This is a genomic window from Candidimonas nitroreducens (assembly GCF_002209565.1).
Classification (GTDB): Bacteria; Pseudomonadota; Gammaproteobacteria; order Burkholderiales; family Burkholderiaceae_B; genus Candidimonas; species Candidimonas nitroreducens.
Genome location: NZ_NJIH01000004.1, coordinates 91471 through 107451, shown reverse-complemented (window position 1 = coordinate 107451; position 15981 = coordinate 91471). Strand labels below are relative to the sequence as shown.

The following is a 15981-nucleotide window of genomic DNA, read 5'->3' as shown; positions in this document are numbered from 1 at the left end:
CTAAATTATTCCTTGTTGGCGAAGGATATCTTGCTCGGCCGCGGAAATTCCCAGCAGACGGCTGTAGACAGTTTCGTTATCCGCCCCCATCGATCTGGCCGCATGCGCAATTCGGCAGGGCGAGTTGCGGAAACGGGGAACTACGCCCGGAATCCGCACCGACCCGAAGTCCTCGTCCTCGACGGATTGCAGAAACTTCCTGGCCACTACCTGTGGGTCGTTGACGACTTGTTCGGCCGAATACACCGGGGCCACTGTGCCGTGGGCCTTCTGGAAACGCTCGACAACCTCATTCTGGTCGTGCAGCAGAAACCACTGTTCAAATAGTCTGTTTACTTCATCCGAATTCTTGCAGCGTGCGCGGTTGCTGGCGTAGCGAGGGTCGGCTAGCAAGTCCTCCCGACCGATGGCACGGCAATTGGCGGCAAAAAGAGCATCGGTGCTGCCCGACAGAGACACCCAGCCCCCGTCGCGCGTCCTGTATACGCCCGTGGGCGCCGCATATTGACTGACGTTGCCGGATCGCTGTTGCGACTTGCCCAGGAGATCGTGCTGCATGGGCAGGAAATCCAGCAGCTTGATCATCGCTTCGGTCATGGATAGGTCGATCTCCTCGCCCGGCGCTTGCGGATGTGCCGTTCGGCGCCATAAGGCGACCATCACGCCCAGTGCGGCGAACAGCGCGCCTATCGAATCGCCGATGGGATAGCCGGCATGCATGGGGGCGCCCTGCGGCTCTCCGCTTATATAGGTCAGGCCTCCCATGGCTTCGAAGATGCGCGCGAATCCCGGGCGGTCTCGGTACGGGCCATCCTGCCCGAAAGCCGTGGCGCGCAGCACGATAAGGTCTTTCCGGCATTGCCTCAATGTGTCTGGATCCAGCCCCCATCTTGCCAGCGTTCCGGGGCGGAAGTTTTCTATCAGGACGTCGTAATGCGGCAACAGGGACTTGAAAATCTCGCGCCCACGGGGTTTGCGCAGATCCAGGGTGATCAGCTGCTTGTCCCGATTGACGACTTTCCACCAAAGGGAGTGCTCGTCCTTGAATGGAGGGAAATTGCGCAGGCCGTCCCCTTTATCGGGCAATTCTATTTTTAGCACCTCCGCCCCATAGTCCGACAAGTAAGACGCGGCCGACGGGGCTGCCACGATAGTTGCCAGCTCGATCACTTTCAGGCCGGCAAGCGGCCCTCCGCGCGGTGAAGCATCTTGAGTCAATTTATGCCTCCTGGGTTGATGCTTTTGGTTTCCATGCCGTTGGCCGCATTTACTCTGCTTGCGGCCGGGCCGGCCAGTCGCGATCCCATTCATACTGGAGGGGCTCGCGCCCAAGGAAAGCCTCAATGGCCCGCTTGTGGTAGGGGGTGGACATGGAGATGCCCTGGGCGTAGGACTCCATCGAGGCAGACGCCGCATAATCCGACTCGAGGCCGCGGTTCAGCATCGCCTTGGTCATGGACAAGGCCTGCGCCGAGCCTCGGCAGATCATGTCGGCCATCGTATGGGCCCGCTTCATCAGAGTCTCTTGTGTTAGAACCGCGTGAACCATACCCATGGTGTGCGCGGACTGGGCATCCAGACGCCGCCCTGTCAAAAGGATGTCTCGGGCCGCTGCCAGGCCGACTAGCCGGGAAAGGCAGTAGACGGCACCGAAGTCCGGCGTCAGCCCCAGGCGGATGAACGACATGCAGAAATCGGCCCGCGGCGAGGCCAGAATGAAATCGGCATGCAGTGCCAGGCTGAATCCCCCTCCATAAGCCGGGCCGTCTACGCAGGCAATGACGATCGCGTTCAGGTTCCGCAGCCGGGATAACCAACGCGAAGCTGTCTCCAGGCGCTGTCGAGTCGCATCGGGAGAGTGGTTCGACGGGTCGCCGCTTTCGATACGGCTGCGCATTTCACGGATGTCGCCGCCTGCACAGAAGCTGCCGCCCGATCCGGCCAACAGCAGGCATTTGATCTCTGGGTCGTTCTCGACGATATCCAGCATGCGTTCATAGTCGTGGCGCAATGCCGAACCCAGCGGATTGCGGCGCTCGGCATCTTCGTGGATGAACTCGGCCACCCCCCGGGCTGTTCTCAACGAAGACACGGAAAGCGCATACGTTCTTCCTTCCATATCGTGGTCGGCTCCGGGTCAGGATTTCGATAAAGAAAGATTGAGGTCGTGCGCCAGCTTGACGATGCGTTTACGCTGCGACACAAAGAACTGGGCAGTTGCTTGAGAGTCGGCATAGCCGGGCACGATCCCTATGCCAAGCAGTTCCTTGTGCACGTCTGGCAGCGCCAACAACTTCTTGGCGGCGGAGCCGAGAAGCGCGGTGACGGGTTCGGGCATCCCGGGCGGCGCAATCAGCATGAACCATGGTGCGAGCCCTTCGGCATCGGCGGGCATGCCTACTTCACGCCCTGCGGGGACATTGGGCTGATTCGGGGATCGATCCGGCTCGGTCACCAGCAGAAGCTTTACCACGCCGCGCTCGAGCATGGGACGTACGCCTGCGTATTCGATCATCGCGAAATCAACCTCGCCCGCGCCCAACGCCAGCGACAAAGGGCCGCCCCCCCGGTACGGCACATCCACCACATGAAAGCCGGCGGATTTGGCTAGCGCGAGTCCTGCCAGATGGGGATTGCTGCCTTTGCCCTGATGGCCGAAGGCCAGGCTGCCTTTCTTCCGGGCGTAGTCGACGAACTCCTTGTAGGTGTTCACGCCCATGCTGCTGCGTACCACCAGAAACATCGGCGCGCGCCCGAGCATCGCAACCGGAGTGAAATTGCGCCCCGGATCGAAAGACATGCCCTTGAACAGAAGGGGAAAAGCAGCCGTAACCGCAGTTGCGAAACCGAGCATATATCCGTCTGCCGCCGACTTCTGAACGTCGTCCATCGCTATGCGGGTGGCGGCTCCCGGCCGGTTCTCTACGATGAATTGCTGACCCAGCATGGCGGACAACTGCTTGGCCACGATTCTTGCGAAAGCATCGGTGGCAGCACCGGGCGCAAAGCCGAGCAACAGTCTTATCGGCCGGTTGGGGTAGCTTTGCGCCAGGCCGGTCGCGGGCAGACCCGCGCATGAAAGCAGGCCTAACGCCGTCATGTATTGCAGCACTCGGCGCCGGCCCTCGACATCAAAATGGTTCTGGGACATGTCTCTCCTCCTGTTCTTGCCAGATCTTTGGCTGGTGGAGAGGATTATCCCAAGAGCATCCCGGCAAGCTACCCACCCATGTCGGGGGGGCTGTGCGATTGGGTGGGAGGTCAGGAGCCGAGCAGAAGCCTACGCAGCCGCGCAACCGCGTCGTGCCTGTTGGACACGCCGAGCTTCTGGTAGATATTGCTCAGATGCCATTTGACGGTTTCCGGAGACAGGCTCAGGCTGCGTGCAATCAGCTTGTTGGGCAGCGCCAGAATGAGCTGGCGCGCTATATCCAGTTCCCGGCCGGTCAAGAGCTCGTCATCATGGGGTCGATCGTCCTGCCCCAGGGTGGCGCTATGGCTCGGCGCGTGTACGGACGGCCCGGCAAGCGGAGAAATACCGGGAGCATTGCAAAGCAGGTCGGCCTGAAATGCCGCCATCGAATCCAATCCGCCCATTCTCAAAATATCTTGCGCCGCGTCCGGCACATCGGGGTGTGCGTCGAGCAGGCTGCGCAACAAACCCATGCGGTATCCGATGGCCAGCGCTTCTTTCAAGTGCTCCGTCGCGGACACATGCCTGCCCTGGCGACGTTCTATTATCGCGATCTGGCAACACAGGGCCGCCACGCGTCGGTAGCGTCCCGCTGCCAGGCTGCATTCCATGAGGCGGAGAATGTTCCGGTGGGCCGCCGCCATGTCCCCTGCAGCGATGCAGCAAAGAATATCCGCTCTACGGGCCACCGCCGTGATGTCCACGCCGCCGCCCAGCGGCCCGCTTTTGTCCCGGCGACGTAGGCCGGCCAACTGGCGGCGGAGGTGTTCTGCGTGTGCCCGGTCGTGGGCTCGCAGCGACAGGGCACACTGCTCGAGCAGGCTATAGGCCAGAATACGGCGCAAATTCCGGGCACGCGCATACTGTTCCAGGCGCAGCAGGATTTCGCTGCTCTCGCGCAAGCGGCCTCGAATGGCCAGTGTCCGTCCGATGCCCAGCATTACGCGCAGGAAAGTGTCCGGGATGGCGACGCGCTCCATTTCGTCCTGCCGCACCGCCAGTGCCAGAACGCTGTCCAAGTCGTTCAGTTCGTATAACGTTTCGCCCAAGAGCCCCGACGCCTGGCATATGGCGTCCATGAGCTGCTCCTCCTGCGGCCCGCATTTTTCAAGCACCTCGCGATAGACCCGCTCGGCCTCATTCATCTTGCCCTCGAGGGCAAGGCTGAAGCCCGCCATGCAGCGGCCGATCTGCCTGCCGAACATGGTTTCTTCGGGCCTGTTCGATTCGTCGGCCGGCGTGTCCAGCTGCATCTGCCGGGCTCGCCCGTAGGCGCTTTGATGGATGTAGATCCAAGACAGTACGTTGCGTCGCCCGCTTCGGGTAACGGTATCGATCCGTTCCGGATGCATCGCTTCCAGTACGGGCACCAGCGCCGCTGCTGCATCGATGTCGTCTGAATATATGGCCAGCATGCCACTTATGACATGCCAGCGGCAGCGCTCGGCTTCGTCCGCCCCTGGCCGCTGCCCATACAGGCGGCCGATCATCAGGCGGCAGTCTTCGAGGCGGTGCGCCATCAGCGCGGCCATGGCCAGCCAGGACTGCAGTCGCGGGCGGGCCTGAAGCACTTGTGCGGGCAGTAGCGACAGCACTTGGGCTATCCGGGGCAGATCTCCCTTCCGCCCCATTGCTTCCACACTCTGTTCCATCAATCCCAATGTGTCGGGCGCGCCGGCACAGATGGCGTGATGCACCACACGCTTGAAGTCCGCGATATTCGTGAATGCGGCGCTGGCACGCCGATGGAACGTGGCCTGCGCATCGGCTGTCCAACCGGAAAATCGCCGCTGGAGCGCCAGACGCAGAATCGGATGCAGATCCCATCGAGCCGGCATACCCGGGGAGCCTTGCGCCTGGAGGAAGCCCATGCACTGGCTCAGTTGCGATAGTTTGTGCACAATTGCCGGCCAGCCTGTGCCCAGCATGGAAGGCAACAGTTTGTCGTGGTCGGAATCCAGCTGCGCCAGTACGGTCAAGCAATATATGTCTTCTTCACAAAGCTGCCGCAAGACTTCGGTTTCCAGATAGTCCAATAAGGCACCCGGCAGCCCATGCTCCGGATCTGTTTCGCCATTCTTGGCGCTGTCGTAAGCATCGCTCAGATAGACTAGGCCGGTACACCACCCCCGGGTCAGATCGAACCAGGCCTGAGCCCGGGTATAGGCCCTGACTCCCAACTTGTTGCGAATAAAAGCGCGGGTCTCCTCCAGGTTCCAGGCCAGTGAGGCCGGCCCGATCTGCAGTAGAGCCCCACAATCCCGTAGACGCGACAAGGATAGAGGTAGCGGAGCCCTATGGGCGAACAGACACTGCAGGTGCGGAGGGCAATAGTCCAGAAGAGCCTGCAGGCACTGCAAACGGTTCTGGTTCTCGCACGCGTGCAAATTGTCGAATACGAAAATGAAGGGGCCGGCATGGTGCGAAAGTGCACGGATCAATCCCAAAATCAACGGGACATCCTCTTCGTTTTTCGTACCTGTGCGCCGATCGGGAAAATTCGCACTCAGCTCGGGCAGTGTCCTCAGGCACGCGCCAACGAGCGGAGCGGCGATACCTTCTTTGGGCAGGCGCTCGCAGTCCACCCATATCCAGGTGGCGCCCGCCGACGCCTGGCGCGCGGCCCAGGCTCGAAGCAAATGGCTTTTACCGCTGCCGGCGGGCCCATGTAGCACCACGCAGGACGCATTTTTTGCCGCGTCCAGCTGGCGCAGCGCGTCATGGCGGAGAATATCTCCGCGCCTGGCCGGTGCAACGTTTGCTACGCTGAAGCCTTGGCCTCCGGTCGTAGCTATCGGCGGATCGGCATCCGCCCGCACGCGTAGCGGCGTGCTCAAGTGCATACGATACCCCCTACGAAAGAGCAAGCAGCGCTACATCCCCAGCCGCTCGAAGCCTGGTGCCGATAACGATATGTCTCGTGGTGTTTGCGAAACGCGCGTCCCTTCAGAGTATAGCGAACATGTAGCGGCCGTCGTATGCGGCTATTTAGGCAGTCCGCAGAAAGTAAGGTCGCCAGGGCCCCAGGCGCGATGCGGAAGAGCCCACGACGTCATCGTGCTGGCCGGGTGGGATAACGGGCCATCGCCGTGGCAGGAAATTAGCCTGCAGCAATGCCTGCAGCGGTCTGGGTCGGCAGCCGTATCACCACCTTCAGGCCGCCGCCCTCGGCATCTTCCAGTGTCAGGCTGCCGTCGTGCGCCCGCGACACGGCGTCGGCCAGGGCCAGGCCCAGGCCTACCGAGCCGGTGCGGGTGCGGGCCTCGTCCAGGCGCGAGAAGGGCCGCAGCGCCTCTTCGCGGCGCGCCGGGGCGATGCCGGGGCCGTGATCCGTGACTGAAATCACGGCCCAGCCGTCTTCGGCCTTCAGTGCCAGTTCCACCGGCGGCTTGCCGTGGTTGAAGGCGTTGGTCACCAGGTTGTCGAGCAGCCGCCCCAACGCGATGCGGTCGGCGCGTACGGTCATGGGCTGGGAGGCCAGCTCGGTCAGGTGCACCGCGCTGCCGGCGCTTTCCCAGGCTGCCGCCTGTTCTTCGAGCCAGGGGTTGATGGCCAGCGGCGCGAAGTGGTAGGTGCCGGGGTCGGTGCCGCGTACGAAGCCTATGAACTGGTCGACCATGCGCTGCATGTCCTGGATGTCGCGGCGCATGCCGTCCTTGAAGTCGGAATCGTCGGCCATTTCGACGCGCAGCCACATGCGCGACAGAGGCCCTTTGAGGTCGTGGGGCAGGCCGGCGAGCAGGGTGCGGCGCACCGTGCTGGACTCGGCCAGGGCGTCGAGCATGGCGTTGAAGCGTTCGCCCAGCACCCGGGTTTCGCGCGGCCCGGAGGGCGTGACGCGCTGCGGTTGGCCGGCGGCGAGCTGGTCGGCGGCGTCGGCCAGCCGTGTCAGCGGGCGCGTGATGTGCCACGAGAACACGGCCGATATCAGCAGGAACAGCCCCATGACGCCGAGCCAGCCGACGATGGCCGGGGTGGCGACCGGCGGGGCGATGTGATCCAGGGGGATCACCAGCCATTCCTTGTCACGCGGGGTGTCGTCTTCGCCGAAGTCGCTGGCCAGCGAGATGAACATGCGCGGCCGGTGGCCGCGCGACAGCGCCACCCGCGTGCCGTCGCTGAGGCGTTCATTGAGCAGGCGCACGAACAGGCGCAGGTCGCGCCGCATGTCGTCGGGCATGGGGGGCGGTTCGCGCCGCGGAGGGCGGTCGTGCGCGTCGGAAGGCCGATGGCGCCAGCGGCCGATGCGGGCTTCAGAGGGCAGGCTGCGCGACCACAGGTGCCATTGGTCTTGCGAGGCGTGGCGCACGAACTCGGCGCGCTCGTCGTCGGGTATGGTGGCCAAGGCCGCGCGCAGCGTGGCGATGGTGGTGGCTGTGTACTGCACGGCCACTTCTTCGACGAATGTGCGGCGGAAGTAGTTGACGCTGGCGACGGTGGCTGCTTGTACCAGGAGCACCGTGCCCAGGGTCAGCAGGATCATGCGCGCGTGCAGCGAGCGCGGCAGGAAGGAGCGCCATTTCATCGTGGGTGCAGGGGAGGCCGCGGCATGGCGGGCCTATGGCGAGAAGCGGTAGCCGACGCCCCAGACGGTCTGGATCCAGCGCGGCTGCCTGGGGTCTTCTTCGATGGAGCGCCGCAGGCGCAGCACCGCGATGTCGATGGCGCGGTCGTTGCGTTCGCCTTCGTCGTCGTCGCGCGCCAGGGCCAGCAGCCGGTCGCGCGACAGGGGCTTGCCGGGATTCTTGACCAGGGCCTCGAGCAGGTTGACCTCGCCGCCGGTGAGCTTGACCGGCGCCTGGTCTTTGTACAGCTGGCGCGTGGCCGGGTCGAAGACGAAGGGGCCGAAGGTGACGGGCTGTTCTTTGGTAAGCGCCGAGGCGCCTTTCTTGCGGCGCAGCACGGCCTCGATGCGGGCCAGCAGTTCGCGCGGGTCGAAAGGCTTGCCGACGTAATCGTCGGCGCCGGCCTCCAGGCCCACCACGCGGTCTACGGTTTCGTCGCGCCCGGTAAGCAGGATCACGGGTATGTCTTCGCCCTGCTCGCGCAAGCGTCTACAGGCCTCGGCGCCGTCGCCGTCGGGCAGCATGCGGTCGAGCACCACCAGGTCGGGCGCGTAGCGCTGGATGCGCGCCACCATGTCGGTGGCGTCGGCGGCCAGCAGGGTGTCGTAGCCGTGGCGATTCAGATAATCGGCCAGCAGCTGGCGCAGGGCGGGGTCGTCGTCGACGACCAGAACTTTGACTAGCGGGGTATCCATAAGCGCCAGTGTGCCGGTTCGGCCCATGCCTGGCAAGTTCCGGTAACTGCCTGAAATAACTGGCTTCTAGGCCGCCGTGTGGCCGTGCATGCCGGTTTGCGTCTATGATTACCGTCCCTGCCGCCGGCGGCGGCGCGCCCGTCATTACCTGAAATTGCGCATGAGTTCCAGCCTGCTTTCCTCCATCCGCCATCGCCTGGAAGGCTATTCCTGGCTTTCGGATCTGCCCGCCATGCTGTGCTGGGCTGCGGTGGTGGGTGTGCTCGGCGCCTTGGCCACCATTGTCTTTCACCGCGGCATGGATCTGCTGCAAGAGCTGGTCACCGGCCGCAGCGGCTCGATTGTCGGTGTCACCCAGAGCCTGCCCTGGTATGGGCGCCTGCTGTTCCCCATGGCCGGGGGCGTCGTGGCCGGCAGCCTGCTGTGGGGCGCCGCGCGCTTCAAGGCCGGCGCCAATTCCGACTACATGGAGGCGGTGGCCATCGGCGACGGCCGGCTGTCGCTGCGCCAGGGCCTGCTGCGCACGCTGTCGTCGTTGTGCACGGTGTCTTCGGGCGGGTCGATCGGGCGCGAGGGAGCCATGGTGCACCTGGCCTCGCTGAGCGCCTCGGCCATCGGGCGCTTCACCTCGTTCAACACGGCGCGCCTGCGCCTGCTGGTGGCCTGCGGCGCGGCCGCCGGCGTGGCCTCCGCCTACGGGGCGCCGCTGGCCGGCGCGATGTTCGTGGCGGAAATCATATTGGGCACCATGACCATGCAGGCCTTGGGCCCGCTGCTGATTGCCGCCGCCACCGCCAATGTCGTCATGCGGCTCACCGGCTACTACCACACCAATTACGCGGTGCTGAACGTGCCGCAGATAGGCGGCCTGCAGGTGCTGCCCTTCATCGTCCTGGGCGTGCTGGCCGGCCTGGGGGCGCCGCTGTTCCTGAAGATTCTCGATTTCATCAAGAAAAGCTTCCGCCGCACCGGGCTGCCGCTGCCGCTGCGGCTGGGCCTGGGCGGGCTGCTGCTGGGCCTGCTGTCGATCTTCGTGCCCAGGGTCGCCGGCAATGGCTACAGTGTCATCAACTCGCTGCTGCACAGCCACTGGGCCTGGTATGCGGTGGTGCTGGTTCTGGTGTGCAAGGTGCTGGCCACCGGGCTGACGGTGGGTTCGGGCGCGGTCGGCGGGGTGTTTACGCCCACGATTTTCGTGGGCGCGGCCTTCGGCACGCTGTTCGGGCAGGTGGTCGTGTATTTGTGGCCGACGCTCTCGCCCGAGGCCTATCTGTACACGCTGGTCGGCATGGGCGCCTTCCTGGGGGCGGCCACCAGCGCGCCGCTGATGGCGATATTGATGATCTTCGAAATGTCGCTCAGCTACCAGATCGTGCTGCCGCTGATGGTGGCCTGCGTGGTGGCCTATTTCGTGTCGCGCGGCATTGCTCAGGTGGCCATGTACGAGGTGGTGCTGGTGCGCGAGCGCGACGTCGAGACGCGCCACCAGCTGCGCGACACGCCGCTCAGCGCCCTGATCAAGCCGGCGGTCACCATCGTGAACACCGCCGCGCCGGTGCGCGAGGCGCTGCAGATGTTCATCGATTACCCCGTCAAATACCTGTACGTGGTCGACGAGAACGAGATGTTCCAGGGCGTCATCGCCCAGCAAGACCTGACCAGCATGCTGCTGAACCAGGGCGCCGATGCGCAGGATCGCAAGGCCGGAGACGTGCTGCGGCTGGATTTCGTCAAGCCCCTGCAGCCCGACATGACGCTGGACGAGGCCCAGGCCCATTTCGTCAACTTCGTGGGCGAGCGGCTGCCGGTGGTAGCCAGTTCGGCCGAGCCCAGGCTGCTGGGCGTGGTGTACAAGTCCTCGGTGCTCGAAAAGTATTGCGCGCTCAAGAAATCCATAGACGCCAGCGGCGAGGTCAGGCTGGACGTGCGCGTGGCGCGGCCGCGCGGCTGATTCTGCTTCTTCGCTTTCGCGTTCACGCTTGATTTAGAAACGGAATGACTAGCGTGAAAGAGCTAGCGTGAAAGAGGCCTCTTTCATCTTCGGGGGTGGCCGCAACTGGCATCCCTATAAGGGTGAACAGGCCCTGCTGCGCCTGGTGCGGAAGTAGCGTCAGGCGCCGGCGGCCTGCACGCAGCGTAGGATCTCTTCGCCGTAGGCTTCCAGCTTGCGGGCGCCCACCCCGCTGATGTGGCCCAGCTCGTCCATCGAGGCGGGCCCGGTGGCGGCGATCTCGCGCAGCGTGGCGTCGTGGAAAATGACGTAGGCCGGCACCCCGTGGTTGCGCGCTATTTCGGCGCGCCAGGCACGCAGCGCCTGGAAAGTGCCTTGCGCGTGCGCCGGCAGGTCGATTTCGGCCTCTTTGCGGCGCGTGCCCGAACTGCGGCTGCGGCTGCGTTTCTCGGGCTCGCGGCGGAACATCAGGGTGCGTTCGCCCTTGAGCACCTCGCGGCTGCCCTCGGTCAGGGCCAGGGTGCCATAGCCTTCGTGATCCACGGCCAGCAGGCTCTGCGCCAGCAACTGGCGCAGCACGCCGCGCCAGGCCTGCTCGGACAGGTCTGCGCCTACGCCGTAAACCGTCAGTTCGTCGTGGGCGTATTGCTTGACCCGCTCGGTGGGCTTGCCGCGCAGGATGTCTATCAGGTGCCCGGCGCCGAAACGCTGGCCGCGCTCGCGCCACAGGCGGTACACGGCCGACAGGATCTTCTGCGCCGCCACCGTGCCGTCCCAGGCCTGCGGCGGCTCCAGGCAGGTGTCGCAATTGCCGCAAGGCTGGATGGCCTGATCGAAATAGGCCAGCAGGCGCTGGCGCCGGCAGGACACGGTTTCGCACAGCCCCAGCATGGCGTCGAGCTGGGCGCCGAGGCGGCGCCGGAACATGTCTTCGCCGGGTGATTCGTCGATCATGCGGCGCTGCTGCACCACGTCCTGTAGCCCGTAGGCCAGCCACGCCGTGGCCGGCAGGCCGTCGCGTCCGGCGCGCCCGGTTTCCTGGTAGTAGCCCTCGACCGACTTGGGCAGGTCGATGTGCGCCACGAAGCGCACGTCGGGCTTGTCGATGCCCATGCCGAAGGCGATGGTGGCGACGATCACCAGGCCGTCCTCGCGCAGGAAGCGCGACTGGTTGGCGGCGCGCGTCGCCGCGATCAGGCCGGCGTGGTAGGGTAGCGCGGGTATGCCGTGCTGGCTGAGAAATTCGGCCGTGTCCTCGACGCGGGCTCGCGACAGCGCATAGACGATGCCGCAGTCGCCGGCGTGCTCGCCCTGGATGAAGTCGAGCAGCTGGCGCTTGACGTCGGCTTTCTCGACGATGCGGTAGCGGATGTTGGGGCGGTCGAAGCTGGCGACGAAATGGCGCGCCGACACCAGGTTCAGGCGCTGGGCGATTTCCTGGCGCGTGGCCGTGGTGGCCGTGGCGGTAAGCGCGATGCGCGGCACTTCGGGCCAGCGCTCGGACAGGATCGACAATTCCAGGTATTCGGGGCGGAAGTCGTGCCCCCATTGCGATACGCAGTGCGCTTCGTCGATGGCGAACAGGGCGATATGGCCGCGCGCCAGCAGTTCCATGCAGCGTTCGGTCACCAGCCGTTCCGGCGCCACGTACAGCAGATCCAGTTCGCCGTCCAGGAAGGCCTGCTCGACCTCGCGCGCCGTGCGCCAGTCCTGCGTCGAGTTCAGGAAAGCGGCGCGCACACCCAGCTCGGTCAGGGCGTCGACCTGATCCTGCATCAGCGCGATCAGCGGCGAGACCACCACGCCGGTGCCGGGCCGCGCCAGGGCCGGTATCTGGTAGCACAGCGACTTGCCGCCGCCGGTGGGCATCAGCACCAATGCATCGCCGCCCTCGACCACGTGCTCGATGATGGCCTGCTGGTCGCCGCGAAACGACTCGTAGCCGAAGACGCGTTGCAGGATGTCGAGCGGGGATTCGAGTGTAGCGGGCATGCAGTGTTGTGTAGTCAGGGAAGCGCGCGGCGCCGCCGCGTGAAATAGGGCATTTTATCGCCTTGCCGGCCGGCCCCCGTGCCGGCGTTCCATTTCGATCCACGGCAATGTGTCCCGCCGCGCGGCTGGTCTGCCTGCCGGCGTGATCCGCAGGCCCTAATCAATTCAGGGGTATGGACAGTTGCAGGCCCACGTCGTAGTCGCCGGTGTAGCGCTGGCGCTGGGCCTGCAGCGCCAATTTCACGTTCTGGCTCAGGGCGAACTGGTGCGATACGCCGAACACCTCGACCGGCGGCCCCGACGGGGTTTCGGTGGCCTGGTACGAGCCGCTCAGGCTGCCGTAGCCGTCCAGCGGCACGGTGAGCTTCCACAGGTTGCTGGTCTGCGCCTCGTTGTCGGCGAAGTTGCGATACAGGCTCAGATCGGAAAAACCGGCGCTGCGGCGCTCGCCGAGCCACGAAAGCTGCAGCCGGCCCAGCAGGCTCGTCTGGTAGCCGACGCGGTAGCGCATGCCGTCGTCCATCTCCTGGGTGGCGCGGGCCACGCCGGCGGACCAGGCGCCCCATTGGCGCATATCGTAGGTGCCCCCCAGGCCGATGGTATTCATGGACGGAGCCGTCTCCAGCTGCGATTCCAGGGTCAGGTCGTTGCTCAGGCCATAGCGCAGCACCGAGGCGCCGGCAGCCGGCCCATAGTCCAGGCCGCCCTCGGCGCCGCTGGGAGTGTAGTCCAGGGCGCCGACCATGGCGGAGTACTGCCACTGGCCCGCTGCGGTGGCGCCTTGCGACAGCCCGTTGGAAAAGCCCACGCCACCCAGCGTCGGGGACGAGGCCCAGGCCGGCGTGGTGGGCGAGACGTTTCCCAGCGTCAGCCCGAGGCCGCCCGAACTCGTGTAGCGCCAGTTCTTGCTGCCCAGGCTCCAGCCCAGGGAGGCCATGGTCTGGCCCGAGGCCGGCGCCCGGTCGTCGAGCACGTCCAGCCCCATGGGCTGCCAGGCCCCCGGCGCGTAGGCCGGGCGCAAGCGGCGCCAGGTGCCCTTCAGATCCAGGGGCTCGGGCTGGTCGGCTGCGGGCGCCGCGGCATCGTCGACGCGCAGCCCCGATCCGGCATCACCGTCGTCGGGCGGCGGTAGCGGGCGCGGTGCCACGCGATCGTTGTCGGGCACGCTATAGGTCTGTACGGGAGCGAGATCGCGCAGGGTCGGGCCGTTCTGCGCAATGTCGGCCTGCGCGTGGACGGCCGCGCCGGCCGGGATCATGAGCCCCGCCGCCACGCCGGCCAGCACTGTGGAAATCTTCATTGCAAGCACTGCCATTGCCAGTTCCCGGGCGGGCGCCGCAGCAGGCGGCGGGCCCGGAAACCGTCATTGTAATCGCGTCGCACGGGCGGCAAGGGCTGACTGTGGCCTGCACGCATCGGTCGGTGCTGCGCGTGCAAGCGCGCCCCTGGCCGCGGGCGTATGTATGGCGTATGTGCCTTACTGGGCGAGGGCCCGCGCCTGTGCGGTGCTCGTGTGGATTCGCGCCTTGTTCGTTCAGTGCGCTTGCCGTTTTGGTCGCAAGCCCGTGTCAGGAAAATAGTTCGCCGCTGCCGGAATTGCTTTTGGGCGGCGTCAACCCCAGGTGGCGCCAGGTGGTTTGCGTGGCCATGCGTCCGCGCGGCGTGCGCTGCAGGTAGCCGTGCTGGATCAGGTAGGGCTCGATCACGTCCTCGATGGTGTCGCGCTCTTCGCCTATGGCCGCGGCCAGGCTGTCCACGCCCACCGGGCCGCCGTCGAATTTGTGGATGATGGCTTCGAGCAGCTTGCGATCCATGAGATCCAGGCCTTGCGGGTCGACTTCCAGCATGGCCAGCGCGGCCCCGGCCGCGGCTGAATCGATCCGGCCGTGCGATTTGACCTCGGCGTAGTCGCGCACGCGGCGCAGCAGGCGGTTGGCGATGCGCGGCGTGCCGCGCGCGCGCCGCGCGATTTCGGCCGCGCCGTCCGCGCTGATCTCGGCATTGAGCAGATGGGCGCTGCGCTTGACGATGTGGGTGAGGTCGTCGGCGTTGTAGAACTCCAGGCGCGAAACAATGCCGAAACGGTCGCGCAGCGGGTTGGTGAGCATGCCCGCGCGGGTGGTGGCGCCCACCAGGGTGAAGGGCTGCAGGTCGATCTTGACGCTGCGCGCCGACGGCCCTTCGCCGATCAGGATGTCGATCTGGAAGTCTTCCAGTGCCGGATAGAGGATTTCCTCGACGACCGGCGAGAGCCGGTGGATTTCGTCGATGAACAGTACGTCGTTCTTTTCCAGGTTGGTAAGCAGCGCCGCCAGGTCGCCGGCGCGCTCCAGCACCGGCCCCGAGGTCTGGCGCATCTGCACGCCCATTTCATGGGCGATGATGTGCGCCAGCGTGGTCTTGCCCAGCCCCGGCGGGCCGAACAGCAGCACGTGATCCAGGGCCTCGCCGCGCTTGCGCGCCGCGGCGATGAAGATTTCCAGCTGTTCGCGCACGCGATCCTGGCCCACGTAGTCGGCTAGCGCGCGCGGCCGCAGCGCGCGCTCGATCGATTCTTCGTTGGGCGAGGAAGGCTGCGGGGCTACCAGGCGCTGCGGCGGCGCCGAACTGGAAAGCGAGTCGGAATGTATGGCCATGGCATCGGATTCGGCGATGAATGAATGAATCGTACACTACGCGCTTGCGTTGCAGCGGAAGGCGCCGCATCCGTCCGCGCGGCGTTGCGGGCCGCGGGGTGCCGTTCGGCCCGCAACCCGGAATACAGCGTGCCGCCTGCGGCGGCGTTCCGGCCGTGGCGCCGGGCGCCCAGGCCGGGGAAACCGCTGCGCCCGGCGCCGCGGCCGGCCGGCTGGCTCAGCCCTTGGCCAGGGACTTGAGCGACAGGCGTATGCCTTCGGCCACGTCCACGCCCTCGGGCAGCTTCTTCAGCGCGGCCTGCGACTCGCTGTTGGAATAGCCCAGCGACAGCAGGGCGTTCAGGATGTCGTCGCGCCCCGAGGACGGCGCGCCGGCTGCACCGCCCTGGCCTCCCAGGTCGGCGCCGAGCTTGCCGCGCAGCTCCAGCAGCAGGCGTTCGGCGGTTTTCTTGCCTATGCCGGGCACGCGCGTAAGCCGCCCGGTCTCCTGGCGGGTGACGGCTTCGGCCAGTTCGTCGACCGTCATGCCCGACAGCACCGCCAGGGCGGTGCGCGCGCCGATGCCGCTGACCTTGATCAGGGCGCGGAAGGTGCTGCGCTGGCTGGCGGTGGAAAAGCCGTACAGGGTATGGGCGTCTTCGCGCACCGCCAGATGGGTGTGCAGGCTGACGCGCGCGCCGGTCTCGGGCAGATCGTAGAAGGTGCTCATGGGCACGTCGATTTCATAGCCCACGCCGGCCACGTCCACGCAGACGGTAGGGGGGGTTTTTTCCAGCAGCGTGCCGGTGATTCTTCCGATCATCGGATCGTCCTTTCAGCGTTCAATTCTTGCGGGCTTGCGATCAAAACGGCAAGCGCGCCGAGAGGGCAAGGCGCGCAGCCGGAGAACAGTGCAAATAGTACGGCAAGGCGAAGCAAGGCCTCTTGTCTTTTTGATGGCAAGCCCGTA

At 65.6% G+C, this 15981-nt stretch carries 11 protein-coding genes and 1 pseudogene; 1 reads left to right on the top strand and 11 read right to left on the bottom strand.

What is annotated here, in order from left to right:
* The 7 genes and pseudogenes from CEY11_RS08000 to CEY11_RS07975 form a co-directional block, all read right to left on the bottom strand.
* Positions 1-1218 (bottom strand): CaiB/BaiF CoA transferase family protein, encoded by a 1218-nt coding sequence (locus tag CEY11_RS08000; protein WP_233154785.1) that lies wholly within the window; start codon positions 1216-1218, stop codon positions 1-3.
* A 49-nt stretch (positions 1219-1267) separates the two neighbouring features.
* Complete coding sequence (locus CEY11_RS07995; RefSeq protein WP_088602861.1) at positions 1268-2119, bottom strand: enoyl-CoA hydratase/isomerase family protein; 852 nt, start codon at positions 2117-2119, stop codon at positions 1268-1270.
* A gap of 18 nt (positions 2120-2137) precedes the next feature.
* Positions 2138-3151 carry a Bug family tripartite tricarboxylate transporter substrate binding protein gene (locus tag CEY11_RS07990; RefSeq protein ID WP_088602860.1) on the bottom strand — a complete coding sequence of 338 codons (1014 nt, stop codon included), beginning with the start codon at positions 3149-3151 and terminating at the stop codon, positions 2138-2140.
* Positions 3152-3261: 110 nt separating this feature from the next.
* Positions 3262-5469, bottom strand: a complete 2208-nt coding sequence (locus tag CEY11_RS07985; RefSeq protein ID WP_233154784.1) for a LuxR C-terminal-related transcriptional regulator — start codon at positions 5467-5469, stop codon at positions 3262-3264.
* A gap of 120 nt (positions 5470-5589) precedes the next feature.
* Positions 5590-6036, bottom strand: a pseudogene (locus CEY11_RS26060) (AAA family ATPase); the annotation flags it as partial.
* A gap of 257 nt (positions 6037-6293) precedes the next feature.
* Complete coding sequence (locus tag CEY11_RS07980) at positions 6294-7718, bottom strand: sensor histidine kinase (RefSeq protein ID WP_088602858.1); 1425 nt, start codon at positions 7716-7718, stop codon at positions 6294-6296.
* A gap of 33 nt (positions 7719-7751) precedes the next feature.
* The gene (locus tag CEY11_RS07975) at positions 7752-8453 is read right to left on the bottom strand and encodes a response regulator (RefSeq protein ID WP_088603212.1); all 702 of its coding nucleotides are present in this window, start codon (positions 8451-8453) and stop codon (positions 7752-7754) included.
* 160 nt (positions 8454-8613) lie between these two features.
* Here CEY11_RS07975 and CEY11_RS07970 point away from each other — a divergent pair, with 160 nt between their 5' ends.
* Positions 8614-10404: a ClcB-like voltage-gated chloride channel protein gene (locus tag CEY11_RS07970; protein WP_088602857.1), complete on the top strand. Its 1791-nt coding sequence runs from the start codon at positions 8614-8616 to the stop codon at positions 10402-10404.
* Positions 10405-10563: 159 nt separating this feature from the next.
* Here CEY11_RS07970 and recQ read toward each other — a convergent pair whose 3' ends face one another.
* The 4 genes from recQ to ruvA form a co-directional block, all read right to left on the bottom strand.
* Positions 10564-12396: a DNA helicase RecQ gene (gene recQ / locus CEY11_RS07965; protein ID WP_088602856.1), complete on the bottom strand. Its 1833-nt coding sequence runs from the start codon at positions 12394-12396 to the stop codon at positions 10564-10566.
* Positions 12397-12556: 160 nt separating this feature from the next.
* Positions 12557-13696 carry a fimbria/pilus outer membrane usher protein gene (locus CEY11_RS07960; protein WP_088602855.1) on the bottom strand — a complete coding sequence of 380 codons (1140 nt, stop codon included), beginning with the start codon at positions 13694-13696 and terminating at the stop codon, positions 12557-12559.
* A 268-nt stretch (positions 13697-13964) separates the two neighbouring features.
* Positions 13965-15032, bottom strand: coding sequence for a Holliday junction branch migration DNA helicase RuvB (gene ruvB, locus CEY11_RS07955; protein WP_088602854.1), 1068 nt, complete (start codon positions 15030-15032; stop codon positions 13965-13967).
* Between the two features lie 217 nt (positions 15033-15249).
* Complete coding sequence (gene ruvA / locus CEY11_RS07950; protein WP_088602853.1) at positions 15250-15834, bottom strand: Holliday junction branch migration protein RuvA; 585 nt, start codon at positions 15832-15834, stop codon at positions 15250-15252.
* Positions 15835-15981: the final 147 nt, after the last annotated feature.

Bases quoted from the DNA above. Each gene is read 5' to 3' on its own strand.
- CEY11_RS07995 (WP_088602861.1), bottom strand. From the start codon at position 2,119: ATGGAAGGAAGAACGTATGCGCTTTCCGTGTCTTCGTTGAGAACAGCC.
- CEY11_RS07990 (WP_088602860.1), bottom strand. From the start codon at position 3,151: ATGTCCCAGAACCATTTTGATGTCGAGGGCCGGCGCCGAGTGCTGCAA.
- CEY11_RS07980 (WP_088602858.1), bottom strand. From the start codon at position 7,718: ATGAAATGGCGCTCCTTCCTGCCGCGCTCGCTGCACGCGCGCATGATC.
- CEY11_RS07975 (WP_088603212.1), bottom strand. From the start codon at position 8,453: ATGGATACCCCGCTAGTCAAAGTTCTGGTCGTCGACGACGACCCCGCC.
- CEY11_RS07970 (WP_088602857.1), top strand. From the start codon at position 8,614: ATGAGTTCCAGCCTGCTTTCCTCCATCCGCCATCGCCTGGAAGGCTAT.
- recQ (WP_088602856.1), bottom strand. From the start codon at position 12,396: ATGCCCGCTACACTCGAATCCCCGCTCGACATCCTGCAACGCGTCTTC.
- CEY11_RS07960 (WP_088602855.1), bottom strand. From the start codon at position 13,696: ATGAAGATTTCCACAGTGCTGGCCGGCGTGGCGGCGGGGCTCATGATC.
- ruvB (WP_088602854.1), bottom strand. From the start codon at position 15,032: ATGGCCATACATTCCGACTCGCTTTCCAGTTCGGCGCCGCCGCAGCGC.
- ruvA (WP_088602853.1), bottom strand. From the start codon at position 15,834: ATGATCGGAAGAATCACCGGCACGCTGCTGGAAAAAACCCCCCCTACC.